The sequence below is a fragment of the Nocardia sp. NPDC051756 genome (genome assembly GCF_040681495.1).
In the GTDB taxonomy this organism is placed as follows: domain Bacteria; phylum Actinomycetota; class Actinomycetes; order Mycobacteriales; family Mycobacteriaceae; genus Nocardia.
The window spans coordinates 348,987-371,999 of record NZ_JBFAYV010000008.1 but is presented as its reverse complement, the minus strand read 5'-3'; the positions used below and the strand labels follow the sequence as shown (position 1 = coordinate 371,999).

Annotated in this window: 21 protein-coding genes and 1 tRNA gene; 6 read left to right on the top strand and 16 right to left on the bottom strand. The window is 66.1% G+C overall.

The genetic code is table 11. The features are described from left to right. Positions 1 to 9: 9 nt before the first annotated feature. The 4 genes from AB0M22_RS34400 to AB0M22_RS34385 form a co-directional block, all read right to left on the bottom strand. Positions 10 to 858 (bottom strand): phytanoyl-CoA dioxygenase family protein, encoded by an 849-nt coding sequence (locus AB0M22_RS34400; protein WP_364735810.1) that lies wholly within the window; start codon positions 856 to 858, stop codon positions 10 to 12. Further along, on the bottom strand, positions 794 to 1,495 hold the full coding sequence (locus AB0M22_RS34395) for a hypothetical protein (RefSeq protein WP_364735808.1): 702 nt from the start codon (positions 1,493 to 1,495) through the stop codon (positions 794 to 796). Before AB0M22_RS34395 ends, AB0M22_RS34400 begins: the two co-directional genes overlap by 65 nt. A 54-nt stretch (positions 1,496 to 1,549) precedes the next feature. After that, positions 1,550 to 1,777: a helix-turn-helix domain-containing protein gene (locus AB0M22_RS34390; protein ID WP_364735806.1), complete on the bottom strand. Its 228-nt coding sequence runs from the start codon at positions 1,775 to 1,777 to the stop codon at positions 1,550 to 1,552. A 492-nt stretch (positions 1,778 to 2,269) separates the two neighbouring features. After that, a tRNA-Pro gene (locus AB0M22_RS34385) sits at positions 2,270 to 2,346 on the bottom strand. 238 nt (positions 2,347 to 2,584) lie between these two features. On the opposite strand from AB0M22_RS34385, the gene AB0M22_RS34380 reads away from it, so the two are divergent. Further along, positions 2,585 to 3,319 carry a GAF and ANTAR domain-containing protein gene (locus AB0M22_RS34380; RefSeq protein ID WP_364735804.1) on the top strand — a complete coding sequence of 245 codons (735 nt, stop codon included), beginning with the start codon at positions 2,585 to 2,587 and terminating at the stop codon, positions 3,317 to 3,319. Positions 3,320 to 3,321: 2 nt separating this feature from the next. Here AB0M22_RS34380 and AB0M22_RS34375 read toward each other — a convergent pair whose 3' ends face one another. The 5 genes from AB0M22_RS34375 to AB0M22_RS34355 all read right to left on the bottom strand — a co-directional run bounded on the left by AB0M22_RS34375 (position 3,322) and on the right by AB0M22_RS34355 (position 7,355). Next, on the bottom strand, positions 3,322 to 4,059 hold the full coding sequence (locus AB0M22_RS34375; protein ID WP_364735802.1) for a PAS and ANTAR domain-containing protein: 738 nt from the start codon (positions 4,057 to 4,059) through the stop codon (positions 3,322 to 3,324). Between the two features lie 167 nt (positions 4,060 to 4,226). After that, on the bottom strand, positions 4,227 to 4,508 hold the full coding sequence (locus AB0M22_RS34370; RefSeq protein ID WP_364735800.1) for a hypothetical protein: 282 nt from the start codon (positions 4,506 to 4,508) through the stop codon (positions 4,227 to 4,229). Positions 4,509 to 4,521: 13 nt separating this feature from the next. Further along, on the bottom strand, positions 4,522 to 5,172 hold the full coding sequence (locus tag AB0M22_RS34365) for a methyltransferase domain-containing protein (protein ID WP_364735798.1): 651 nt from the start codon (positions 5,170 to 5,172) through the stop codon (positions 4,522 to 4,524). Between the two features lie 50 nt (positions 5,173 to 5,222). After that, complete coding sequence (locus AB0M22_RS34360) at positions 5,223 to 6,680, bottom strand: MFS transporter (RefSeq protein ID WP_364735796.1); 1,458 nt, start codon at positions 6,678 to 6,680, stop codon at positions 5,223 to 5,225. Between the two features lie 54 nt (positions 6,681 to 6,734). After that, positions 6,735 to 7,355, bottom strand: a complete 621-nt coding sequence (locus AB0M22_RS34355) for a VOC family protein (protein ID WP_364735794.1) — start codon at positions 7,353 to 7,355, stop codon at positions 6,735 to 6,737. Between the two features lie 89 nt (positions 7,356 to 7,444). On the opposite strand from AB0M22_RS34355, the gene AB0M22_RS34350 reads away from it, so the two are divergent. After that, positions 7,445 to 8,137 (top strand): hypothetical protein, encoded by a 693-nt coding sequence (locus AB0M22_RS34350; RefSeq protein ID WP_364735792.1) that lies wholly within the window; start codon positions 7,445 to 7,447, stop codon positions 8,135 to 8,137. Here AB0M22_RS34350 and AB0M22_RS34345 read toward each other — a convergent pair. Then, positions 8,122 to 9,021 carry a LysR family transcriptional regulator gene (locus AB0M22_RS34345; RefSeq protein ID WP_364735790.1) on the bottom strand — a complete coding sequence of 300 codons (900 nt, stop codon included), beginning with the start codon at positions 9,019 to 9,021 and terminating at the stop codon, positions 8,122 to 8,124. The genes AB0M22_RS34350 and AB0M22_RS34345 overlap by 16 nt on opposite strands. 71 nt (positions 9,022 to 9,092) lie before the next feature. On the opposite strand from AB0M22_RS34345, the gene dapA reads away from it, so the two are divergent. Further along, positions 9,093 to 9,998 carry a 4-hydroxy-tetrahydrodipicolinate synthase gene (dapA, locus tag AB0M22_RS34340; RefSeq protein ID WP_364735788.1) on the top strand — a complete coding sequence of 302 codons (906 nt, stop codon included), beginning with the start codon at positions 9,093 to 9,095 and terminating at the stop codon, positions 9,996 to 9,998. A gap of 27 nt (positions 9,999 to 10,025) precedes the next feature. Next, positions 10,026 to 11,561 (top strand): DHA2 family efflux MFS transporter permease subunit, encoded by a 1,536-nt coding sequence (locus AB0M22_RS34335; protein ID WP_364735786.1) that lies wholly within the window; start codon positions 10,026 to 10,028, stop codon positions 11,559 to 11,561. A gap of 51 nt (positions 11,562 to 11,612) precedes the next feature. Here AB0M22_RS34335 and AB0M22_RS34330 read toward each other — a convergent pair whose 3' ends face one another. The 3 genes from AB0M22_RS34330 to AB0M22_RS34320 all read right to left on the bottom strand — a co-directional run bounded on the left by AB0M22_RS34330 (position 11,613) and on the right by AB0M22_RS34320 (position 16,753). Continuing rightward, positions 11,613 to 15,089 (bottom strand): DNA-directed RNA polymerase subunit beta, encoded by a 3,477-nt coding sequence (locus AB0M22_RS34330; protein ID WP_364735784.1) that lies wholly within the window; start codon positions 15,087 to 15,089, stop codon positions 11,613 to 11,615. A gap of 300 nt (positions 15,090 to 15,389) precedes the next feature. Next, the gene (locus AB0M22_RS34325) at positions 15,390 to 16,175 is read right to left on the bottom strand and encodes an alpha/beta fold hydrolase (protein ID WP_364735782.1); all 786 of its coding nucleotides are present in this window, start codon (positions 16,173 to 16,175) and stop codon (positions 15,390 to 15,392) included. 11 nt (positions 16,176 to 16,186) lie between these two features. Then, the gene (locus AB0M22_RS34320) at positions 16,187 to 16,753 is read right to left on the bottom strand and encodes a helix-turn-helix domain-containing protein (protein WP_364735779.1); all 567 of its coding nucleotides are present in this window, start codon (positions 16,751 to 16,753) and stop codon (positions 16,187 to 16,189) included. A gap of 88 nt (positions 16,754 to 16,841) precedes the next feature. Between AB0M22_RS34320 and AB0M22_RS34315 the strand changes: the two genes are divergently transcribed. Beyond that, complete coding sequence (locus tag AB0M22_RS34315) at positions 16,842 to 17,558, top strand: SDR family NAD(P)-dependent oxidoreductase (RefSeq protein WP_364735776.1); 717 nt, start codon at positions 16,842 to 16,844, stop codon at positions 17,556 to 17,558. A 12-nt stretch (positions 17,559 to 17,570) separates the two neighbouring features. On the opposite strand, the gene AB0M22_RS34310 is transcribed toward AB0M22_RS34315, so the two are convergent. Both AB0M22_RS34310 and AB0M22_RS34305 read right to left on the bottom strand, forming a co-directional pair. Further along, positions 17,571 to 18,053 carry a TrkA C-terminal domain-containing protein gene (locus AB0M22_RS34310; RefSeq protein WP_364735774.1) on the bottom strand — a complete coding sequence of 161 codons (483 nt, stop codon included), beginning with the start codon at positions 18,051 to 18,053 and terminating at the stop codon, positions 17,571 to 17,573. A gap of 163 nt (positions 18,054 to 18,216) precedes the next feature. After that, the gene (locus AB0M22_RS34305) at positions 18,217 to 19,635 is read right to left on the bottom strand and encodes a putative glycoside hydrolase (protein ID WP_364735772.1); all 1,419 of its coding nucleotides are present in this window, start codon (positions 19,633 to 19,635) and stop codon (positions 18,217 to 18,219) included. A 294-nt stretch (positions 19,636 to 19,929) separates the two neighbouring features. Between AB0M22_RS34305 and AB0M22_RS34300 the strand changes: the two genes are divergently transcribed. Further along, the gene (locus AB0M22_RS34300) at positions 19,930 to 20,934 is read left to right on the top strand and encodes a polysaccharide deacetylase family protein (protein ID WP_364735770.1); all 1,005 of its coding nucleotides are present in this window, start codon (positions 19,930 to 19,932) and stop codon (positions 20,932 to 20,934) included. A 68-nt stretch (positions 20,935 to 21,002) separates the two neighbouring features. On the opposite strand, the gene AB0M22_RS34295 is transcribed toward AB0M22_RS34300, so the two are convergent. Continuing rightward, positions 21,003 to 23,003 carry a family 2A encapsulin nanocompartment cargo protein cysteine desulfurase gene (locus AB0M22_RS34295; RefSeq protein WP_364736124.1) on the bottom strand — a complete coding sequence of 667 codons (2,001 nt, stop codon included), beginning with the start codon at positions 23,001 to 23,003 and terminating at the stop codon, positions 21,003 to 21,005. Between the last annotated feature and the right edge of the window lie 10 nt (positions 23,004 to 23,013).

The following is a 23,013-nucleotide window of genomic DNA, read 5'->3' as shown; positions in this document are numbered from 1 at the left end:
TGTCGCGCCTCAGGAAATGCTTGGGCAAACGTGCGGGTCGGCGTAGTCCGGCCGCCCCGCGATGTCGCGTCGGCACAGGACATCGTTGAAATGCGCAGGGGGCGCGCCGGGCGGGGGTACGAGGTAGTGATTTTTGCCAGGTTGTAGATGAATCGCGAGGGCCGTGCGCGGATGAGTTCCCCGATTCGGCCCACTGCCGTGAATCGTCTTGGCATGATGCACCGATACTTGACCGCGACACAGGCTCAGCGTTCGCACCGAATCCGCCCGCCACATCTCGCTCATTATTGACGGATCTGGGTGATGGAATCCGCGCATCTGGTTATGGTCGGTGTCCCACAGGTGCGATCCATCAAGCACTTTGAGTGCACCGTTGTCAGCGTGGACATCTATGAGTGGAACCCAGATCGTGAGCATGTCCTGTGACGAGCAAGTAAGCCAGTAACTGCGGTCAGTGTGCCAGCCGACGTGGGCTTTCCCTGGGGGCTTCGAGATCAGTTGATCGTGAAACAGACGTACCCCGTCGAGGCCGCCTAATCCGACAGCGATCGCGCGGAACAATGGGTTGAGAACGAAGGACCGAATTTCGGCGACTTGTAGTGATACGTAATCATTTTGACGTGTCTGCACCCCCATCGGTTCGAATCCGGAGTCGGCTGGAGGCACGGCCGGGAGGCGCCAGTCGAGATCGCGGGCATAGAACCTCTCGATGCCGTACTCCAGCGATAGCAAGGCATCGTCGGTGAGGATTGATGGTGAGATCCACCAGCCGTGCTCGGCGAACCATCTGGTGTCAGCTTCGCTGACCGGTGCAGGCGGCGAACATGACGACGTTGCCCCAGCCGCGGTAGTTCTCATAGGACGCCGCGACGAGAGCGTCGCACAGCTCGACGAGGGCCTGCCAGTCGGGAAGGGCAAGCGCCCGTGGGTCTTCGAGTTCGTCCTCGATCTGTTTGTAGAGGGCCTGCCAGCCACGCACACGGGCCGGGTTGCGGTCGAGCAGGCCGTCGCGTTTGGCTTGCTCCATCAAACGCACGAGAACCGCGATGGTGTTCTTGATGGTGGACTTCGAGCAGCCGTCCTCTTCAATCCATTGCACGACGGCTCGATCCACGATTCCGTTGGTGATGGTCGGTACGAGGAGATGGCCGAGGGTCGGTTTCACTCGTTTGCGCCACCCACACAGGTATGGGTCGGTTGTCTTGGGCTCGAGCCCGGACAGCGCCAGCGACATGTTGGCTTCGCCGTAGTCGAGGAGCGAAACGTTGGCGCTGAGCGGATCCAACCCGCGGCGCGCGAGCTGCTTCATCTGATCTATCCAGGCCTGGGCGAGGTCTTCGGATTCGAACACCTCGGATTTGGAATCGCGTTGCTTGGTCAGCGGGTTGGTCCAGCGCAGCCGGGCTCGATACGGCTTGCCTGATTTCCGGCGTTCGAGTTTCTCGATGTCGACGGTCAGCTTGATCCCGAGCGGAATCTGCACGGCGTCAGTCATGATCGCCGCACCTCCGCCTCGAACCGGCGTGCTGGGAAACAGTCCGTCGACTGTTCACGCGGCGGGCTTGACGTGCCGCGCTTCCAAGTAGGATTCGAGATCGCTCTCGGGGTACTTGGCGACTCGTTCGGAGATCCGCACGAATCCTGGTCCCTCGACCGGACTTCCGCGACGCCACCGCCGAAGCGTGGACGTGTCGACACCGAGGATCTCGGCGACCTCTCCGGTGGTGTACATCCGCTGGTTCAACAAACCCAGCGGGGCATGGTCCGAGTGCTGCATGACGGACCCCCTTGTCTTTGACGCCGACAGCGCACCGACACCGAACGGCGACAGCACATTCGGGCGTGGCTTGACGACGAGCGGCATCGGATGCCAGCCGCGCCCGGGGATTGTGGAGCGAACCTCGAAGTGCCGGGCTCGTCGCGTCTGGTGCGGTGAACCCGCACGAGAGCGGTGATCTGCGGACTGGCGCTACGTCCGGCTCCGCTACGGCGGTTACCGGGAAACCCCGACAAATGGGGCGCTCTAGAAGGGTAAGCCCACGCCGCGAACCCCCGCAACCATCGAGCATGCGTCTGGCCATGTAGAGGCTCGGCGTGATCGGAAGCTTTGCTTGGGCGGGACCACGGTGGGACCACACATCGCATGAGGGCCCGTTAGACCCGTTGACTACGTCTCTACCTGCTGTGACCGTTGTGCCCGGGGTTTGCTCCCTGGTCCACAATTGGTCCACAAAATGACTCAGGTCAGAGGCGGAAACCGCCTCTGACCTGGTCGGGCTGACAGGATTTGAACCTGCGACCACCTGACCCCCAGTCAGGTGCGCTACCAAGCTGCGCCACAGCCCGTTCCACGCCCATCGCTGGGCGCTCGAAGAGATTACCTCAGGTAAGCCCACGGTAGCGAATCGCCTGGTTAACGGCGTGGCGGCGGGGTTGGGGGAGGTGCTGAAACCTGGTCGGGCGCAGGGGGTGTGACGGGCGTCCGAGTGGGTGGGCCGATTGGCGGCGAGCAGTGGGGGCATTCCCGTCAGTACGAAAGTGCCGGGCCCTGCGGGGGTCGGCGGAGCGGAAGGAGAGGGCGGGTATGAGTCGGGAGCGGCGGCTGGTCGAGGCGTTTGTGCAGTTGGCGGACTCGCTGGTGGAGGACTACGACCCGGTGGACGTGGTGCAGGAGCTGCTGGATCGCGCTGTCGAGCTGCTACCCGTCGATACCGCGGCGGTGTTGCTGGCCGGTCAGGACGGCGACATGAAGGTGCTGGCGTCGACCAGTGAGGCGACGCGCTGGCTGGAGTTACTACAAATCCAGGCACAGGACGGGCCGTGTGTGCAGTCGTACCGCAGTAGCGAGCGGGTGATCGTGGAGGATCTGGAGCAGGCGCGGGATCAGTGGCCCGCGTTCGCGAAACAGGCTCTGCTGGACGGCTTTCAGTCGGTGTACGCGCTGCCGCTGCGGTTGCGCGAGGACCGGGTCGGTGCGCTGAATCTGTTCAGTACCGGCGAGGAGCATCTGACCGAGGATGATCTGCTGGTTGGCCAGGCGCTGGCCGATATCGCGAGTATCGCGATCTTGCAGGCGCGGTTGCTGGCCGACCACAAGACGGTCAACGGGCAGTTGCAGCTGGCGTTGCAGAGCCGGATCGTGATCGAGCAGGCGAAGGGCATGCTCGCGGCGCACGGCGATCTCGATCCGGAGGCCGCGTTCGACGCGCTGCGCGGCTACGCCCGGCACACCCGCGGGCGGCTGCCGGAGCTCGCGCGAGCCGTGGTCGACCGGTCCGTCGACCCGAGCAAGATCCTGGAAAGGCACCGCACGCGCTGAGCTCACATGCGTTCGTGCACGGTGAGGAGCAGGTGGTCGAAGCGGGTGCGCAGCTCGACCATGGACCCGTCCAGCGTGGTGACCTCGGAGACGAGCTGGGTGGCGAGCGCGCGCAGCTTCGTCCCGGTCTCCTGGGAACGCCAGGTGAGCACCCGGAACGCCTGGTCGGCGGTGATCCCGTAGATGAGCATGAGCGCGCCCTTGGCCTGCTCGATGGCGGCGCGCGCGGAGTACAGCTCGGGCAGCGCGCCGTCGAGGGTCTGCCTGCGGTCTTCTTCGAGCGCGTTGGTGATGTCGACGTAGTAGCCGGATGTGCCGATCACCTCGCCGCTGCCGTCGAGCATGTCGTCGCCGACGACGAGGACGTGGTGCAGGTCCCCTTTGGTGTCGATGATCCGGTGGCGGCTGCAGAACGGCTCGCCGGTCTCGACCGTCCGGGCGATGGTGTTCGCGACCTGTTCGCGATCGTCGGGATGCTTGTGCGACAGCAGCAATTCGGTGGACGGCCGTACCGAGCCCGGCGCGTAGCCGTGGATGATCGCGACCTCGTCGGACCATTCCCACCGCTGGTCGGCCAGCCAGAAGCGAAATGTCCCCGCGCTCTGTGACCGGCCCGCGCCCAGCACTTCCTCGGCCGGCCGAACCGTCTCGGGTCCGATGGACCCGACGAGCCCCTGTGCCGTGCTCGGAGTTTCGCCGCCGCCACGCGTGACTTCCGGAACATCAACAGACTGATCCAACGACCTGCCCCTCTCCACCTAAGACCGATGTCAGTATCGAATTCGGTCGGCTGGCGGGGTCTGGGGCAGCGCGTTCCGGTCGACTAGATTACCTGGGGGTACCGACAGTTCGTCGGCGAGGCAGCCTGAGTCCGGTAAAGGGGTTGTGACCTGGCGGAACGGTCGTGTCAGACGTACCAGTGGGCGGTGCGCGCGGCGTCGTAGACGCGGTCGAAAATCCGGCCGTGGCGCACCCGTGCGGCGTCGAGCAGTTGGTCCCCGACACCGATCCGGCGCAGGCTCGGCCACGCGACGGTGTCGCGGAAGCGATAGTGCCGCTGCTGGATTCGTCCGATGATGTTCTCTATCCCGGTGTGCATGCGGAGCCGGGCGGCCCAGGCGGCGGGCAGCGGCGGAGGCAGCCGGTCGATCCGCGCGGTCAGGTTCTGGGTCGAGATCGGTTGTGGCATAGCGCTTCTCCGGTCAGGCGCGGCGCGCGACGGTGAGGACATCGGGCACGAGCGGGGCGGGGAGCGGCCGGCGCACGGCGCGCTGCTCGGTGACCCGGAATCCGGCCGCTTCGACCAGCAGCTGCATCGAATCGGGCGACGGGAAGTGCGCGACGTTCTGAATCGGCGTGGGCTGCAACAGCTGCGCGAAGCGGTGGCGAGGATTGATCAGGACGATCGCGAGCAGCCCACCGGGAGAAAGGATTCGGTGGAACTCCGCCAGCGCCGCCGGATGATCGAAGAAGTGGAACGCGTGCGTCGAGACGACGGCATCGACCGCGCCGTCGGGCAGGCCCAGGTCTTCGGCGCGCCGATTGATCCAATTCACCTCGCCGGAGCGCGCTTTCGCCTGCCGGAGCATGCCGACGGAGGCGTCGCAACCGTAGATCACGTCGGGCTTCAGGTCCTGCTGAATGCGGGACGCGAGAATCCCGGTGCCGCAACCGACATCGGCGATCCGCCGGATACCACTGTGCCGCAGTTGGCTGATGATCTCGTCCTGCGGCGGCCGATAGGCGACCCGCTGCACCAGTGGGATGTTGTACACCCGGGCGAGCCGATTCCATCCGTGGGTGACGAGGCTGTTGAAGGCGCGGGTCGGGGCGTGCGGCATGGCGGCTGACATCGGTGTCCCTTCGGCGTGACTGGCCTCAAGACTAAAGTGTCTGAGACAATTTAGGAAGCCTCCGCCGTGCGCCCGCCAGAGGTGGCGCTGAGCGGTTCGGCGATGTCCTCCAGCGATCTGCCCTCGGCCTTGACGCCATACGCGACCTCGACGAGCCCGGCGGCGAACATCGCGGCGGCGCCGATGGCGAAGGCCAGCGCGATCTTGCCCGCATCGCCGTCGGCGGCCAGCTTGGAGAACACCAGCGGACCGGCCACACCACCCGCGACAGTTCCGATCGCATAGAAGAACGCGATGGCCATCGCCCGCGTCTCCATCGGAAAGATCTCGCTCACAGTCAGATACGCAGCGCTGGCACCGCAGGAGGCGACGAACAGCACCGCGGTCCAGCACGCGGTCAGCGTCACCGCCGACAACACCCCGGCCGCGAAAAGCCATGCCGTGCCGAACAAGAGGATCGCCGAGCCGATGTAGCAGCCGGCGATCATCGGCTTGCGTCCAACGGTGTCGAAGAGCTTGCCGAGCAGCAGCGGTCCGAGGAAGTTGCCGAAGCAGATCACGGCGAAGTAGTAGCCGACCCGATCGTCGGCCACGTGGAATGACTTCGACAGGATGAGCGCGTAATTGAAGGTGATGGCGTTGTAGAGGAACGCCTGCCCGATGAACAGCGAGAGGCCGAGCACGCTGCGCTTCGGATAGTGCTTCGCCATCACCTCGGCGATCTCGCGGAAGCTGATGGTGCGCCGCTGGTGGATCTCGATCCGCTGATCGGACACGTCTTCCAGCTCGCCGCCGGTGTCGGCCCGGACCTGCGCCTCGATGTCGGCGACGGTCTGCTCGGCTTCGTCCTCGCGCTCGTGGATGAACATCCAGCGCGGGCTCTCCGGCACGTGCCTGCGCACCACCAGGATGATCAGCCCGAACACGGCGCCGAGGGCAAAGGTCAAGCGCCAGCCGATGTTCGGCGCGAACAGGTTGGTGTTCAGCGCGATGATGGACAGCAGGGAACCGCCGACCGCGCCGAGCCAGAACGTCCCGTTGATCACAATGTCGATGCGCCCGCGATACTTTCGCGGAATCAGCTCGTCGATGGCGGAGTTGATCGCCGCGTACTCGCCGCCGATGCCGAAGCCGGTGAGGAAACGGAAGATGATGAACCACCACATCGAAAACGACAGGGCGGTCATGGCTGTCGCGAACAGGTACACCGCGAGGGTGATCAGGAACAGCTTCTTGCGGCCGAATCTGTCGGTGAGCCAACCGAAGAACAGTGCGCCGCAGCCCGCGCCGGCGACATACATAGCCGCCGCGAGCCCGGAAACCTGTGCGGCGGTGATGCTTATGCCGCTGCCGGGTTCGGACAGCCGGCTCGCCACGCTGCCGACGACGGTGACCTCCAGGCCGTCCAGGATCCACACGGACCCGAGCCCGATCACCACCATCCAATGCCAGCGCGACCACGGCAAACGATCCAGTCGCGCCGGAATGTCGGTCGATATCGTCTTCACAGCCCACCCGCCTTCGGTCAGTGCGGACCGATTACCCGAGGGGTTGGCAAATATTCAGAGCAGTGTGAGGGCACCGGATGGGCCGTCGAGGGTGGCGATCAGTGCTGGTCGCAGGCCCGGCCGCACGGTGAGATCGATCGACAGGGCGCGCAGCTGGGTCGAGATCGCCGCCGGGTTCGGATGCGTGACCTCGAAAGCGCGCAGGTTTACTTGCGGCAGGCTGACGGAGGGATGTGCGGTCGCGCCCCAGTCGATGAGGAACGGAATCACGCCGGTGTGGCTGCCGTCGCGCGACAACGTCAATCGCCAACGCAGAACTTGTCCGTCCGGGGTGTCGCGGGACATCTCGGAGGCGTCGCCCGGGTCGTAACCGGCCGCACGGGCCTCGGCGACGGCTCCGCCGATATCGTTCACCCGCGCCGCCCAGGTCAGCAGCCGCGACTCGGTGAGTCCATCGATCCCGAACGGCCGAGGAAACGCGGGCGCGGGCTGGTCGTCGTCCGGACCGATGAGCTCGAGATAGGCCCCGTCCCCGAGACCGAGCAGGAAGTTGCGCGTCCCCCGGCCGACATGCCGCCCACCCGGAACCGGCGCGACTCCGAGCAGCCGCGTCACCGTCGCCACGGACTCCGGTAGATCCGGCGTAGCGAGCACCAGATGATCCAACCCAGTCACCCCACAAACCCTAGCCACGCGCCGCGGGCCGGCACCGATTTCTCGCACCGTGATTTGGGCGCGGCGAGATTGGGCTACGCTGCGCCGAAGTGGAACCTGTTACAGAAAGCGGTCGCGCGATGAAGGTGATGTTCGCACTCTGGGATGCCGGTGACCTGCTCGCCGAGAACCTGACCGCCCGGCTGGCCGCCGCCGGAGTCGTTGCGGCGCAGGCGAACATCTCCGACGCCGTGGTCGAGAACGCGATGCTGCGACTGACCACGTTCGATGAACCGGTGGCGGCGGTGGTCAGCGTATGGCTGACTGATCGTCGCGAAACAGCCGCTGTCGCTGACATTCTGGGGTCGGTCGCGAAACGTGTCGCTGGTTGGCACGTGGAAGAGGCGAGGCCGATCGAGCCACCGGTGGTGCCACTCGGCGAACGCGCGCCGGGACTGGCCAACCTGGCCTTTCTCCGCCGACCCGACACCCTGTCGCAGGCCGACTGGCTACACCGCTGGCGCAACGAGCACACCGAGGTCGCCATCGCCACCCAGGCAACCTTCGGCTACATCCAGAACCTCGTCCTCGCACCCGTCACCGAAGCAGCCCCCGGCATCGCCGCCATCGTCGAAGAACTGTTCCCGATCGAGGCCCTCACCGATCCCCACGCCTTCTACGGCAGCGCAGGAGACGACGCCGAACTCACGCGCCGCATCACGCGATTGATGAAGAGCGTCAACACCTTCGGCGCCGACCGCGACATCGACATAGTCCCGACCAGCCGCTACCTGCTGCGCTGAGGCGACCCGGCGATATCGATCGCCGCGGCCGAGGTGCGCAACGCCAAGCGGGCGGCGCTGACCGCGGGATGGTCGCCGGTTCCGCGTCGGTACGCCAGCAGCGTTCGCCGTTGCGTCGGCAGCGGCGTCAGTGTGACCTCGGGCGGGCAGGACAGCGCGCCGAGTTCGGGGACGAGCGCTACTCCTTGCCCCGCCGCGACGAGCGCCAGTACCGTGCCGAAGTCGTCGGCATGATGACGAATCCGCGGCGTGAATCCCGCTGCCTGGCAGGCGCGTACGGTCATCGTGTGGCACAACGTGTCGGGAGTGCCTGCAATCCAGGAGGTTTCGCGCCAGCTGGCCAGCGATTCGTCGGAAAGCGCGGCGAGATAGATGGTCTCCTCGAGTAGCGGTTCGGTGTCCAACGCCGAATCCGGTTCCACGGGCACATAGTCGTACTCCTGAACCAGCGCGACATCCAGGGTTTCCGCACGCAACGCGGCGGGCGCGGTCGCCGGATCCAGTTCGGTCACCATCAATTCGAGCCCGGGATGATCGCGACTCAACGCGACCAGCGCGGGGGAGAGGATCGTTCGGACGGCGGTCGGGAATGCTCCGATCCGCAGCGTTCCGGTCAGATCGGCCCGTGTGGTGGCCAACTCCGCGGCGGCCTGTTCGAGCACCGCGAGGATCGTCTCCGCATGCTCGACCAGCGTGCGCGCGGCCGGGGTCAGCGTGACCCGCCGCCCGGTCCGCTCCAGCAACGGCACGCCTGCCTCCCGCTCGAGCGCGCTGAGCTGCTGAGATACCGCCGACGGCGTGTAGGCGAGCGCGTCGGCGACGGCCGCGATGGTCTCGCGGTGCGCCAGCTCGCGCAGCAGCCGCAACTTCCGAATATCGAGCATCAGTCGATCTTATGCTCGACTGTAGAAATGTGAACTGGACCTGAACGTTCAACGGGGTCAAGCTCGTATTCATGACGCTCGCAGGCTTATATGTCCCCCTGGTCACGCCGTTCACCGCAGACGGCGCGCTAGCCGCCGACGCGTTGGAAGGACTGGCCCACTCCGCCCTCGCCGAAGGCGCGACCGGGCTCGTCGCGCTCGGCACCACCGCCGAGGCCGCCACCTTGACCGCCGTGGAACGCGCGCTCGTTGTCGAGATCTGCGCGCGCGTGTGCCGAGAACGCAACGGCCAGTTGATCGTCGGCGCCGGCTCGAACTCCACGGCGGCCTCGATCGAGGCGGTCGCCGCGCTCAGCCCGCACATCACCGCGGCGCTCACGGTCGTCCCGTACTACACCCGCCCCTCCGAGGCCGGCGTGCTCGCCCACTTCCAGGCCCTGGCCGCCACCAGCCCGGTGCCGCTGGTCATCTACAACATTCCGTACCGCACCGGCCGCATTCTCAGCGCCGAGACCCTGCGTCAGCTCGCCGCCCACCCGAACATCATCGGCGTGAAGCACGCCGTCGGCAGCATCGACGACGCCACCATCGAGCTGATGGCCACGCGCCCAGCCGATTTCGCCGTCCTCGCGGGCGACGACCTCTACCTCTCGCCGCTGCTCGCCCTCGGCGCGGCCGGCGGCATCCTCGCCTCCTCGACCCTGCGCACGGGATCGTTCGCCGCCCTCGTCGCGGCTTGGCACGAGGGCCGGGTCGACGAGGCTCGCGCGCTCGGCCACCGCCTCGCCGGCCTGTCCGCCGCGCTGTTCGCCGAGCCGAACCCCACCGTCATCAAGGCGGTCCTGGCGGCCCAGGGCCGCATCCCCAGCCCGGCCGTCCGGCTGCCGCTGTTGCCCGCGAGCGAGGCCGCTACGACCGCCGCGCTGACCGCGCTGGAAAATTCTTCTACCGAATTACCAGAGAAATTGCTGGTGTAGGAGGCGAAGAGGTGGAACGCTGAAGCGGTGAACCTTCCTCCGGATAATCAGGCGACGGGGCCTGACCCGACCGCCGACAAACTGGACCCGGCGGTCTTGAAAGTAGCAGGCGTGGTCGTGCTCGGCGCGATCATGTCGATCCTCGACATCACCGTCGTCAATATCGCGCTCCCTACCTTCCAAGCCGAATTCGAGACGAGCTACGCCATCGCGGCGTGGACGATCACCGGCTACACGCTCGCGCTGGCCACCGTCATTCCGCTCACCGGATGGGCGGCGGACCGGTTCGGCACCAAACGCCTGTACATGGCCGCGCTGACCTTCTTCGTCCTCGGCTCGGTGCTGTGTGCCACCGCGTGGAACATCGAGTCGCTGATCGCGTTCCGCGTGATCCAGGGCATCGGCGGCGGCATGCTGATGCCGCTCGGCATGACGATCATGACGCATGCGGCCGGCCCGCAGCGCGTCGGCCGGGTGATGGCGGTGCTAGGCGTGCCGATGCTGCTCGGCCCGATCTGCGGTCCGATCCTGGGCGGCTGGCTGATCGAATTCCATTGGCAGTGGATCTTCTTGATCAACGTGCCGATCGGCGTCATCGCGCTGATCCTGGCCTACGTCGTATTCCCCGCGGACAAGCCGGAACCGTCGGAGTCGTTCGACTTCCTCGGCATGCTGCTCGCCTCGCCGGGACTCGCGCTGTTCCTGTTCGGCGTCTCGTCCATTCCGGGTGAGGGCACGGTGCTGGCGACAAAGGTGTTGCTGCCGGCCATCATCGGCGCGTTGCTCATGGTCGCGTTCGTGTTCCACGCGTTGCGCACCGAGCACCCGCTGATCGATCTGCATCTGTTCCGCAACCGGTCGCTGACCTTCGCGGTGCTCACCATGGTGCTGTTCGCGATCGCGTTCTTCGGCGGGGCCTTGCTGCTGCCGACGTATCTGCAACAGGTCCGCGGCGAATCGGCGTTGCAGGCCGGATTGCTGCTCATCCCACAGGGTTTGGGCGCGATGGTGACCATGCCGGTGGCGGGCAAGCTGGTCGACAAGATCGGGCCGGGCAAGATCGTGCTGGTCGGCATCACGCTGATCGCGGTCAGCACGGTGTTCTTCACCCAGCTCACCGTGGATACCTCGTACCCGCTGATGCTCGGCGCGCTGTTCGTGATGGGCCTCGGCATGGGCTGCACGATGATGCCGATCATGACCGCGGCCATCCAGACGCTGAGTCATCAGCAGGTCGCGCGTGGTTCGACGTTGATGAACATCGTGAACCAGACGGCGGGTTCGATCGGCACCGCGACCATCTCGGTGGTGCTGACCAACTTCCTGAACAACAAGGAATTCGCCAAGCCGGCGATCGCGGCCAACGCGAATCCGGAGTTCGCCAGCAAGCTGCCGCCCGGCGTGCTGGAGACCGGATTGAGTCAGGCGTCAACGGCATTCAGCCACACCTACATCGTGGCGCTGGTGCTGATCATCCTGACCCTGATCCCGGCGTTCTTCCTGCCGCGGACGAAGCCGAAGAATCCGGAGCTGACCGACGCGGTTGCGGCGGTCCACGTTTGACCCGCGTGCGCCGAGATCGCCTGCTCAGCAGGTGATCTCGGCGCACGTCTGTCAGCCGGGCAGATCCTCGATCGTCGCCGCTTCGTTCCTGGACAGGTTGATGCCCAGGTTCGCGGCGGCACGGTCGAGATCCTCGTCGTCGCCATCGCGCATCTCGATCGCGGCGCCGTCGGAAGACAGCACCTCGACGTTGAGGCACAGCGACTGGAGTTCCTTGAGGAGCACCTTGAACGACTCCGGAATGCCCGGCTCCGGAATGTTCTCGCCCTTGACGATCGCCTCGTAAACCTTCACCCGACCCACGATGTCGTCGGACTTGATGGTCAGCAGCTCCTGCAATGTGTACGCCGCGCCGTAGGCCTGCATGGCCCAGCACTCCATTTCACCGAAGCGCTGGCCACCGAATTGAGCCTTACCGCCGAGCGGCTGCTGGGTGATCATCGAGTACGGACCGGTCGAACGGGCGTGGATCTTGTCGTCGACCAAGTGGTGCAGCTTCAGGATGTACATGTAGCCGACCGCGACCGGGTATGGGAACGGCTCGCCGGAACGACCGTCGAACAGGGTGGCTTTGCCGTCCGCGCCGACCATGACATCGCCGTCGCGATTGGGCAGCGTGGAGCCGAGTAACCCGGTCAGCTCCTCGTCGCGGGCACCGTCGAATACCGGTGTCGCGATATTGCTGTTCGCGGGCGCGGACAGCAGCTCCGCCGGCAAGGTCTCGGCCCAGTCCGGCGTTCCCTTGATCTCCCAGCCGGTCTTGCCGATCCACCCGAGGTGGGTCTCCAAGATCTGGCCGATGTTCATCCGACGCGGCACACCGTGGGTGTTCAGGATGATGTCGACCGGGGTGCCGTCCGGCATGAACGGCATGTCCTCGGTCGGCAAGATCTTGCCGATAACACCCTTGTTGCCGTGGCGACCGGCGAGCTTGTCGCCGTCCTGGATCTTGCGCTTCTGCGCCACGTACACGCGCACCAGCTCGTTCACTCCCGGCGGTAGATCGTCGTCATCCGCTCGTGAAAACACCCGGATACCAATGACTTTCCCGGACTGCCCGTGCGGCACCTTGAGCGAGGTGTCGCGGACCTCCCGCGCCTTCTCGCCGAAAATCGCACGCAGCAAACGTTCTTCGGGAGTCAGCTCGGTCTCGCCCTTCGGCGTCACCTTGCCGACGAGAATGTCGCCGTCGCGCACCTCCGCGCCGATCCGGATGATGCCGCGGTCGTCGAGATCGGCGAGCACGTCGTCGGAGATGTTCGGGATATCGCGGGTGATCTCCTCCGCGCCCAATTTCGTGTCCCGGGCGTCGACTTCGTGCTCTTCGATGTGGATCGAGGTGAGCACGTCCTGCTCGACCAGGCGCTGCGACAGGATGATCGCGTCCTCGTAGTTGTGGCCTTCCCACGGCATGATCGCGACGAGGAGATTCTTGCCCAGCGCCATCTCACCGTTCTCGGTGCACGGGCCATCCGCAAGGACCTGTCCCGCTTCGACTCTCGCGCCCTCGTCGACGATCGGCCGCTGGTTGACGCAGTTGCCTTGGTTCGAGCGGGCGAACTTGCGTAGGCGGTAGCTCTTGCGGGTGCCGTCGTCGGCCATCACGGTGAGGTAGTCGGCCGAAACCTCCTCCACCACACCGTCTTTCTCGTTGACCACGACATCGCCGGCGTCGATCGCCGCCCGCAGCTCCATGCCGGTGCCGACGACCGGCGCTTCCGAACGGATCAGCGGCACGGCCTGCCGCTGCATGTTCGCACCCATCAGCGCGCGGTTGGCGTCGTCGTGCTCGAGGAACGGAATCATCGCGGACGCGACCGAAACCATCTGGCGCGGAGACACATCCATGAGATCGACCTCGGTGGGCGCGACGAACTCGACCTCGTCGCCGAAGCGCCGCGCGAGCACCTTGTTGTCCAGCAGACGACCCTGCGCGTCGACCGGGGAGTTGGCCTGGGCGCGGATGTAGCGTTCCTCTTCATCGGCGGTCATGTAGACGACCTCGTCGGTGACCTGACCGTCGACCACCGTGCGGTACGGCGTCTCGATGAACCCGAACGGATTGACCCGGGCGAACACCGAAAGATAGCCGATCAGGCCGATACTCGGCCCTTCCGGCGTCTCGATCGGGCACATGCGGCCGTAGTGGCTGAAGTGGATGTCGCGGACCTCGATGCTGGCGCGCTCCCTGGACAGGCCGCCGGGGCCGAGGGCGGACAGGCGGCGTTTGTGCGTCAGGCCGGCCAGCGGGTTGTCCTGCATCATGAACTGCGACAGCTGCGAGGTGCCGAAGAACTCCTTGATCGACGCGCTGACCGGGCGGATGTTGATCAGGGTCTGCGGGGTGATCGCCTCGATGTCCTGGGTCGTCATCCGCTCGCGGACCACGCGTTCCATCCGGGACAGGCCGATCCGGAGTTGGTTCTGGATCAGCTCGCCGACCGTGCGGACGCGACGGTTGCCGAAGTGGTCGATGTCGTCGACGCCGATCGGCACCTCGGCGCCGCCCGCGGCGGTCATGGTCTTGTCACCGCGGTGCAGGTGGGCGAGGTATTCGATGACCGCGACCAGGTCGGCCTCGGTCAGCGTGGCCGAATCGATCTGCAAGCCGAGCTTCTTGTTGATCTTGTACCGCCCGACGCGCGCCAGGTCGTAGCGCTTCTCCTTGAAGAACAGGTTCTCCAGCAGGGTCTGCGCGGACTCCTTGGTCGGCGGCTCGCCCGGACGCAACTTGCGGTAGATGTCCAGCAGCGCCTCGTCCTGACCTGCCGTGTGATCTTTTTCCAGCGTCGACATCATGATCTCGGAGAACCCGAACCGTTCGACGATCTGCTCGGTGGTCCAGCCGAAAGCCTTGAGCAGCACGGTGACCGGCTGGCGGCGCTTGCGGTCGATGCGGACACCGACGCTGTCGCGCTTGTCGATGTCGAACTCCAGCCACGCGCCACGCGACGGAATGACCCGCGCGCTGTACAGGTCTTTTTCGGTGGTCTTGTCGACGGATTGATCGAAGTAGACGCCGGGGGAGCGCACGAGCTGGGCGACGACGACGCGCTCGGTGCCGTTGATGATGAACGCGCCCTTGTCGGTCATCATCGGGAAATCTCCCATGAAGACCGTCTGGCTCTTGATCTCACCGGTGTTGTTGTTGATGAACTCCGCGGTGACGAACAACGGCGCCGCGTAGGTCATGTCCTTGTCTTTGCACTCGTCGATGGAGGCCTTGACCTCTTCGAACCGTGGATCGGACAGCGACAGCGACATGGTGCCGGCGAAGTCTTCGATCGGGGACAGCTCGGCGAGCACCTCTTCGAGGCCGCCGGCCGTGCTGTTCTCGCCGCGGGCGGCGGCGCGCGCCCGCCATTCGGGGGCGCCGATCAACCATTCGAACGAGTCGGTCTGTACGTCGAGCAGGCCAGGCACGTCGAGCGGTTCACGAATCCTGGCGAACGACACCCGCTTCGGGGCGCCGGGAATTCCGGCAATTTCCTGGGCTGTAGTGGTGACTTTTTGGGACGAGACTGACACGGTGCGTCCTTCCGCGACCTCACACTGCTGATGAATTGCGTGTGGTCACCTACCCGAACGAAACTCGCACACCCGCGACGAGTGAACAGAATGGGGTTTGTGTGGGTCGGACAGGAGGCAGCCAGCGCAACGTCCCAAGTTACTCGCTGAATCTGCGCAGCACAATAGGCATTCGAGAATTGGGTTCACGTAGTAACCACGTCGAATGTTTTGTCTATGGGAATAGTAACCCTGGGAAGTTATCCGCGTCAAGACTTTCGGCGGAAATTCGCCAATTCGGCAGGTGATGAATGGTGGAGGCTACGGGTGTGCCTCGTCCAGGAAGTCCAGCACGAGTGGGCCCGTGACCGCGCGGAATTCGTCGAAGTAGGCGTGCCGGGCGCCGGGGATCAGGTGCATCCGGGCGTGCGGGATGCGCTCGGCGAGCAGCGGGGCGTTCGCGGCGGGATTGAAGCGGTCCTCGGTCCCGTGCACGATCAAGGTGGGAGTCGCGATGTCCGGCAGGAACTCCCAGGCGTCGTGTCTGTTGCTGGCCATGAGGTGGCGGCGCTTGGCATAGGCGGGCATGGTGGGGTCGCCGAGGGTGTTGTACGGACCTTCGTTGTGTGCCAACCATTCCGGGGTGTACATCAATTCCAGCAGCGCTTGCCTCGCGGCGTCCGGGTCGGGATCGATGAGTGACTGCCGGATCTCGGGACCGCGTTCGATGCCGTGTTTGCCGCCAGGGGAGGTGCAGCCGAGGACGAGCGCGGCGACCCGCTCGGGATAGCGGGCGGCGAGCCATTGGGCGACGCGACCGCCCATGGACGTGCCGTAGACCGCGGCTTGGTCGATGCCGAGGTCGTCGAGTACCGCGACCACGTCGTCGGCGAAACCTGTTGTGCTGTAAGGCTCGTCGGGCTTGTCGCTGTCTCCGGTGCCGCGCCAGTCGAGGGTGATGGTGCGATACCGGGTCTCGAAGTCGGTGCGGATTTCGTCCCACCAGTGGTGGTTGTTCGCTTGGCCGGCAAGCAGAATCAGCGGGCTGCCCACCCCGGCGGTCTGGTATGCGAGGCGAACGCCGTTGGCGGCCTTGGCGTATGGCATGGTGGCGCTCCCTATCGAGTCGGTGAGTGGGTGGGGCGCAGGCCGTCGAGGACCAGTTCGAGGCTGCGACGCCATACGGGTGTTCCGGTCGCCTCGCCGAGTAGCGACAACGCCCAGACCAGGTGCACGACGTCGTCGTCGCTCGCATCCGCGCGCACCGCGCCGGTCTGTCGCGCGCGCACGAGCAGGGTCGACAGGTGTGACAGTCCGCGATGGCAGGCCTCGGTCAATTGGGCCGCGGCGGGATGGTCACCGGTGAACGCCTCCAGCAATCCGCGGTCGGAGGTCATCTGGCCCAGTAGTTCCTCGATGAATCCGCTGAACGCCACCCAGGCGTCCGGCTCGGCGGCGGCCCTTGTGGCGAACTCGTCTATGGCGGCGAGGCGGGGCGGCAGCAGCGCCTCGATGAGGGCGTCGCGATGCGGGAAGTGGTTGTACAGCGTGCCGATGCTGACCCCGGCCCGGCGCGCGATCTCCTCCAGCGAGCCGTCGAGCCCCTGTTCGGTGAAAACGTCGGCCGCCTCCCGCAACAGCTTCTCGCGATTGCGGGCCGCGTCGCGGCGCATCGGTTTGGTCATGGGGTCCATCCTACAAAAGTCGAGGGGCTCCTCGATTTCGTGCTACGTTGTGAAAGTGAGGACCCCCTCAATCTTGCGAAGGAGAATCATGTCCACCACACCACTCGCGGTGATAGTCGGCGTCGGACCCGGGCTCGGCATGTCCATGGCCAGGCGTTTCGGCAGCGAAGGATTTGGGGTAGCGCTGGTGTCGCGCAGCGGCGCGCGGCACGAGGGCTATCTGAAAGACCTTGCCGCGCAGGATATCGACGCCACCGCGTACGCCGCCGACGTCACCGATCGCGACCGGCTGAAAGCTGTCCTCGCCGAAATCGCCGGTAGCGGCGACATCGAGCTGGCCTACTATGGCACCGGCCCGGCGCAGCAACCCGTGCCGATCACCGAAACCGACTCCGCCGCAGCGCAAGCCGCGTTCGAATGGGTCTGGCCCGCCATCGACATGGTGCACGAGGTTCTGCCGGCCATGCTGACTCGCGGCACCGGTGCGCTGCTCTTCGCGGGCGGTTTGTCGAGCGTTCGGCCGATGCCGATGCTCGGTCAGCTGGCCCTGCCGTCCGCCGCGATCCGCAACTATGCGATCACCCTCAACGCGGCCCTCGCCGACCAAGGCGTCTACGCGGGCACGCTGACCATCGGCGGCCTCATCGAACGCGGCGACATCCACGCCATGGTCTCCGCCGACCCGGGCCGGTTCGGATCGCTCGAAGGCCACACGCTGAACCCCGACGACCTCGCCGCCACCGCCTGGGACATGTATCGCAGCCGCGACCGGGCGGAAGAAGTCTTCGACCGGTTCAGCGGCTGACGGACCGCGTCCTCAGCCGTCGGAGAGGATTCGGGCGGCGGCGTCCAGGCCCTCGGTGGTGCCGACGATCACCAGCAGGTCGCCGGCGGCGAAGGTGAAATCCGGGCCCGGTGACGGGATCACCGCTCCACCGCGCATGATCGCGACAATGGAAACCCTTGTCCGGGTGCGCATTTCGGTCTCGCCGAGCGGCCGGTCGACATAGGGGGAGCCGCCGAGGATGGAGAACTGGCGGGTGTTCACCCCGTCGAACTCGCGATGTTCCTCGCGCAGCTGCGCCACCAGCTGCGGGGCGCCCAGCAGATTGGCCAGCGCGGACGCCTCCGACGCCGATAACGGGATCTGGTCGGTGGCCTCGGGATTGTCGGACTTGCTGACGATCAGGTAGATCGTGCCGTCCTTGTGATCGATGACGCCGATGCGGCGGCGAACGCCCTTGACCGGAAAGTCTTTGCGCACACCGATACCCGGAAGGCGCGTCACTTCAACGTTCACTCCTCCAGCGTAACCGCGTGCGCGCGAAGGTGTGACTCCGGTCACGAAGGATGGACGACCGATCGGACGTATCTTGCGGTTATCGGCGGTACATCGAAGGCGACGCCGCCTATCCGGCGGCGTCGCGGCACTCCGAGCGCGGCTCTAAGTGGTGCTGTGTAGTTCAGTCCGAGGGACCCGCGAGGTGGTAGCGCACGGTCGGGCTCCACAGGAAGAACCCGTTCACGCCGGCGTCGTTCGCGGCGTCGATCTGCGCCCTGACCTCGCCGGAGCCGTAGTCGACGCCGAGGCTGAAGTCCTGCAACCAGGGAACGACCTTGGCTGCGGTGCCGTGTGTCTGGGTGCGGAAGTCTTGCAGTGAGCGGTAGATGATGTCGTAGGGCTGCGAATTCGGGTTCGAGACACCGTATTCGCCGGCATTCCAATGCGAGGGATACAGCATCGGCGCGATGTAATCGACGTACTTGGCCATCAACGGAATGTCTTGGGCGATCTCGTCGGGCCGGGTGGACGCTATGCCGAATACGGCGGCGCTCAGGTCGGCGCCGGCGTCGCGCACGGGATCGCGGCTCTCGTGCAGGAATTCGGCGATCGACACGGTGGGTGTGGTGGTCGAGCCGGGAAAGTTCATCTGGGATAGTGCGCCGTCCGGGCGTCTGATGTAGTCGTACATGATCCCGTCGAAGCCGAGCTTCGCCGCCTCGACCGCGAGATCGATGTTGTATCCGCGCATTTCGGGATTCGCGAAGTTGGTGAAGGCGATCGGGCCGTACCTACTGGAATACGGCTGGCCGGACGGAGTTTGGACGACCCAGTCCGGATGTCCGGCCTGCCAGGCCCATTCGGCCATGGTCTTGTCGCGGAAGGCGACGATCCGGCCGACCACTCGAATACCCATGTCGTGCAATTGGCGTAGCGCCGCGGGGGCGTCGTAGATCCGGGTGACGGCACCGGATTCCCGGGCCAGCGGCACCTGGGAGTCGTAGCCGACGACGCCGTCCTCGTCCTTGATGTCGAGTTGCACGGTGTTGATGCGTCCGTCGCGGGCCAGGTTAAGCACGTCCTCGCGGAGACCGTCATCGGACCAGCCGTAAGCGGTCACGTGCACCGCTTTGATTCGCGGCTGCTCGATCGCCGCGGTGATCGCCTGCGCGACTTCGTTACCCGCCGCGTCCACGGCGACCACCTGGGCGCCGGTCTGCGCCCGCGGCATGGCGATCTCGAACGACCCGTCGCCGGCCGGCGTCACCGTCTGCGCGCCGACCGACACACGCTCGGCCCCTTGGGCTTTGCCGCGCAGGGTGACCGGCTGGCGGTAGGACGTCACGCCGGTCGGCTGGGTCAGCTCCAATGCGGGCGGCTCGTTGTCGACCGTGAACGTCTTCGACACGCCCGGACCGGTGCGAAGGAAACCGAGGAAGTTCGGGGGGATCTCGGCGGTGAACTTGTGCTCGCCGTCGGGCAGCGCTCCTGGCCGGTAGACGACGGTATTGCCGTCGACCGTGCCGGAGACCGGCGCACCGTCGAGCGAGAGTCGCATGGCCGCGGGGTCGTATTCACCCGCGTCTACACGCAAAGTCATGGCGGAGATGGTCGTCGCTCCGACCAAATTGTTCGGCAGCCCGGTGACCGTAAGCCCCCGGGGTTCGGTGCGCACCCAGCTCAGGGTCACGGAAGCGATAAGAATCAATAGGACCGAGATAACCAGGACTGCCGTCAACCGCCGGTGTCCTGTAACGCCTAGTCTTTCTAGCAACGCGCACACCAACTTTCGTCAGAAGATCGCTCAACTATCGCGGGTTCGGCCCGCGCCCGTCGCTACTTTGCCCGAGTTCCTTACGCAACGAAATGGTCTAGCTCGCGTACTGTTTGCGCGGTGGCGAAGAACGCGACTATCAGTGTTCGAGTTGTGTTGTCGGTGCTGGTGTTGACGGCCGCGGCGTGTGCCGCGGACCCCGGCCCGGCCAATCTCGCGGGGCCGATGGAGAGTTCGCCGCCATCGAGCAGTCCCGCACCCGATCCGGCCGCGGTGGCGGCCAATGAACTGGGCGTGGTGCCGGTCCTCATGTATCACCAACTGGCGGCCGCGCCGGACAGTGAATACGACCAGACGCCAGAGAAATTCCGCGCCGAGCTCGAGCGGCTGTATCGGGAGAACTACCGTCCGGTGACCGCGGCCGCCTACGTTTCCGGCGCTATCGATCTGCCCGCGGGCACGCATCCGGTGGTGCTGACCTTCGACGACTCGACGCGCAGCCAGCTCGCGTTCACCGCGGACGGAAATGTCGCGCCGGACACCGTCGTCGGCATCCTCGAACAGTTCCGGACCGAGCATCCCGACTTCGCGCCGACCGCGACGTTCTACGTCAACAATCAGCCGTTCGGCGAGGACCCGCGCGCGCTATCCTGGTTGGCCGCACACGGATACGAGATCGGCGCCCACACCGCGACCCACGCGAACCTCGCGCAGCTCGACAGCGCCGGAGTGCAGCGCGAGCTGGCGGACAACGTCCGCGCGATCGGGTCGGCGGCACCGGGCCGGGTGCGGACGATGGCGTTGCCGCTCGGTATATCCCCGGCCGATCGCGGCCTGGCCACCGCGGGCAGTTGGGAGGGAACGAGCTATGCGTTCGAGGCGGTGATGCTGGTCGGGGCCGAACCCGCGCCGTCCCGGTACGGCGATCTGGATGCCACGGCGATTCCCCGAATTCGTTCCGGCAGAACGGCGGTCGACTTCGATTCGACCTATTGGCTGGATCGGCTCGCCGCGAATCCGGAGCAGCGCTACACCTCGGACGGCAATCCACAGCAGGTCTCCTTCCCCGCGCGGCTGTCCGGGGCACTGAACCCCCGGTGGTCGGTTCAGGCCAGGCAGTACTGACTGCCGTCGTACAGCGCTTCAGGTCGGCCGCACCGGAGTGCGGCCGACCTAGATGCGGGTTCAATGCCTCACCGCGGCGAGCGGGCCGCTAGTTGTTCGAGGACGGCGACCATTCGATCGATCTCCTCGCAGGTGTTGTAGAAGGCGAACGACGGACGCACCGTCGCCTCCAACCCGAGCCGACGCAGGATCGGCTGAGCACAATGGTGGCCGGCGCGAACGGCGATGCCCTTCTCGTTCAACGCCTTTCCGACCTCGATCGGCTCGTAGCCGGCCATCACGAACGAGAGCACGCTCGCCTTGTCGGCCGCCGTACCCACCAGCCGGATACCGCGCACCGCGGCGACCCGTGGGGTCGCGTACTCGAGCAGTCCGTGCTCGTAGCGGGCGATGGCGTCCATGCCGATGCCCTCGACGTACTCGATCGCCGCTCCGAGACCGACTGCGTCCGCGATGTTTCCGGTGCCCGCCTCGAATCGGCCGGGCGGTGGCTGGAACAGTGAACGTTCCAGCGTGACGTCGCTGATCATGTTGCCGCCGCCCTGCCAGGGCGGAACGTCTTGCAGTATCTCGGATTTTCCGTAGACCACGCCGATTCCGGTGGGGCCGAACAGCTTGTGGCCGGAGAACACGAAGAAATCGGCGCCGATCGAACGCACGTCGATCCTGGTGTGCGGGACCGATTGCGCGCCGTCGACCAGGGTGACCGCCCCGGCTCGCTGCGCCTCGGCGACGATCTCGCGCACCGGGGTGATGGTGCCGAGCGCGTTCGAAACATGGGCCACCGAAACGAGTTTGGTGCGGTCGGAGAGCAGCTTGGTGTACTCGCCGAGCATCAGCTCGCCGTTGTCGTCCACCGGAATGACCTTCAGCACCGCGCCGGTCTCGGCCGCCAGCATCTGCCACGGGACGATGTTCGCGTGGTGCTCGAGGTGCGAGATGATGATCTCGTCGCCTGCGCGAATGTTCTTGCGGCCCCAGGTCTGTGCGATCAGGTTGATGCCCTCGGTCGCGCCGCGGACGAAGATGATCTCCTCCGCCGAGGACGCGCCGATGAACCGGGCCACGATGTCGCGGGCCTGCTCGTAGGCGTCGGTGGACCGGGCCGCCAATTCGTGGGCGGCCCGGTGGATGTTGGAGTTCTCGTGCTCGTAGAAGTAGGAGATGCGCTCGATCACCGCGCGCGGCTTCTGCGTGGTCGCGGCGTTGTCGAACCACACCAGCGGATGGCCGTTCACCTGCTCCCGAAGGATCGGGAAGTCGTTGCGCACCGCGTAGACGTCGAACGGCGGATGCGCGTCGGGCAGGCGAGTCGCCGCCGCGGGGGCGGTAGGCGCCGCGGCCGAGTCTAGGAAGTAGAAGCTCGGGCCCCCGGATGGCTGCATTCCCGCATCGGGAAAGCGTTGCGGGGACAGCACTTCGCGTAACGACGGCAGTGCGGTCAGAAACGGGTCATTGTGTATTCCCGCGGTACTCACGGGCGCGTGCGCAGGTGGGCCTGCCGCGTCAGCCATCGGCACGTCGCGTCCCCACCCTGGCACCGACGGCTCCGGTGTACTGCCGCCGGGCGGGGTCGTACCGGAAAAGCCTTGTGCGCCAGCCGGTGTGGAGGGTGTCGACCTGCCAGAAGGCGCGGTGCCGTTTACGCCCGGCACGGACGGCTCCGGAGTACGCCCGCCGGGTGGCGCGGTGCTTGAAAAGCCCTGTGCGCCCGATGCGGTCGGCGACGATGGCGTTCGGCTACCAAAGGGCGCGGTGCCGTAAACGCCGGCAACCGACGGATCGGGGTTCCGTCCTCCGGGGTGGGTGCTCGAAACACCTTGTCCGCCCGACGATGCCGCGTCCGGTGAGTGCGCACCCGGATGCGCGGCGCCAGAAAACCCCGGCGCCCCAGCCGCGGTCGCGGTCGGCACCGGCGAAGGCGCAGGCACGTTCGGCGGCGAGGTCGGCATGTCCGGTTGCACCATGCTCACGCCCATCGGCACGGCGGGCGAACCCGCCGACGCCGACGGCAGCGCCGAGAAGAAGGCTCCGGCAAGGCGATTCAACGTCGCCTCGTCCGGCAGCATCCACTCGGCG

Coding starts and splice junctions, on each gene's coding strand:
- AB0M22_RS34345 (WP_364735790.1), bottom strand. CDS start 9,021: ATGCTCGATATTCGGAAGTTGCGGCTGCTGCGCGAGCTGGCGCACCGC.
- AB0M22_RS34325 (WP_364735782.1), bottom strand. CDS start 16,175: ATGCCATACGCCAAGGCCGCCAACGGCGTTCGCCTCGCATACCAGACC.
- AB0M22_RS34395 (WP_364735808.1), bottom strand. CDS start 1,495: ATGACTGACGCCGTGCAGATTCCGCTCGGGATCAAGCTGACCGTCGAC.
- AB0M22_RS34305 (WP_364735772.1), bottom strand. CDS start 19,635: ATGACTTTGCGTGTAGACGCGGGTGAATACGACCCCGCGGCCATGCGA.
- AB0M22_RS34380 (WP_364735804.1), top strand. CDS start 2,585: ATGAGTCGGGAGCGGCGGCTGGTCGAGGCGTTTGTGCAGTTGGCGGAC.
- AB0M22_RS34370 (WP_364735800.1), bottom strand. CDS start 4,508: ATGCCACAACCGATCTCGACCCAGAACCTGACCGCGCGGATCGACCGG.
- AB0M22_RS34315 (WP_364735776.1), top strand. CDS start 16,842: ATGTCCACCACACCACTCGCGGTGATAGTCGGCGTCGGACCCGGGCTC.
- AB0M22_RS34365 (WP_364735798.1), bottom strand. CDS start 5,172: ATGTCAGCCGCCATGCCGCACGCCCCGACCCGCGCCTTCAACAGCCTC.
- AB0M22_RS34295 (WP_364736124.1), bottom strand. CDS start 23,003: ATGCTGCCGGACGAGGCGACGTTGAATCGCCTTGCCGGAGCCTTCTTC.
- AB0M22_RS34400 (WP_364735810.1), bottom strand. CDS start 858: ATGAGAACTACCGCGGCTGGGGCAACGTCGTCATGTTCGCCGCCTGCA.
- dapA (WP_364735788.1), top strand. CDS start 9,093: ATGACGCTCGCAGGCTTATATGTCCCCCTGGTCACGCCGTTCACCGCA.
- AB0M22_RS34320 (WP_364735779.1), bottom strand. CDS start 16,753: ATGACCAAACCGATGCGCCGCGACGCGGCCCGCAATCGCGAGAAGCTG.
- AB0M22_RS34390 (WP_364735806.1), bottom strand. CDS start 1,777: ATGCAGCACTCGGACCATGCCCCGCTGGGTTTGTTGAACCAGCGGATG.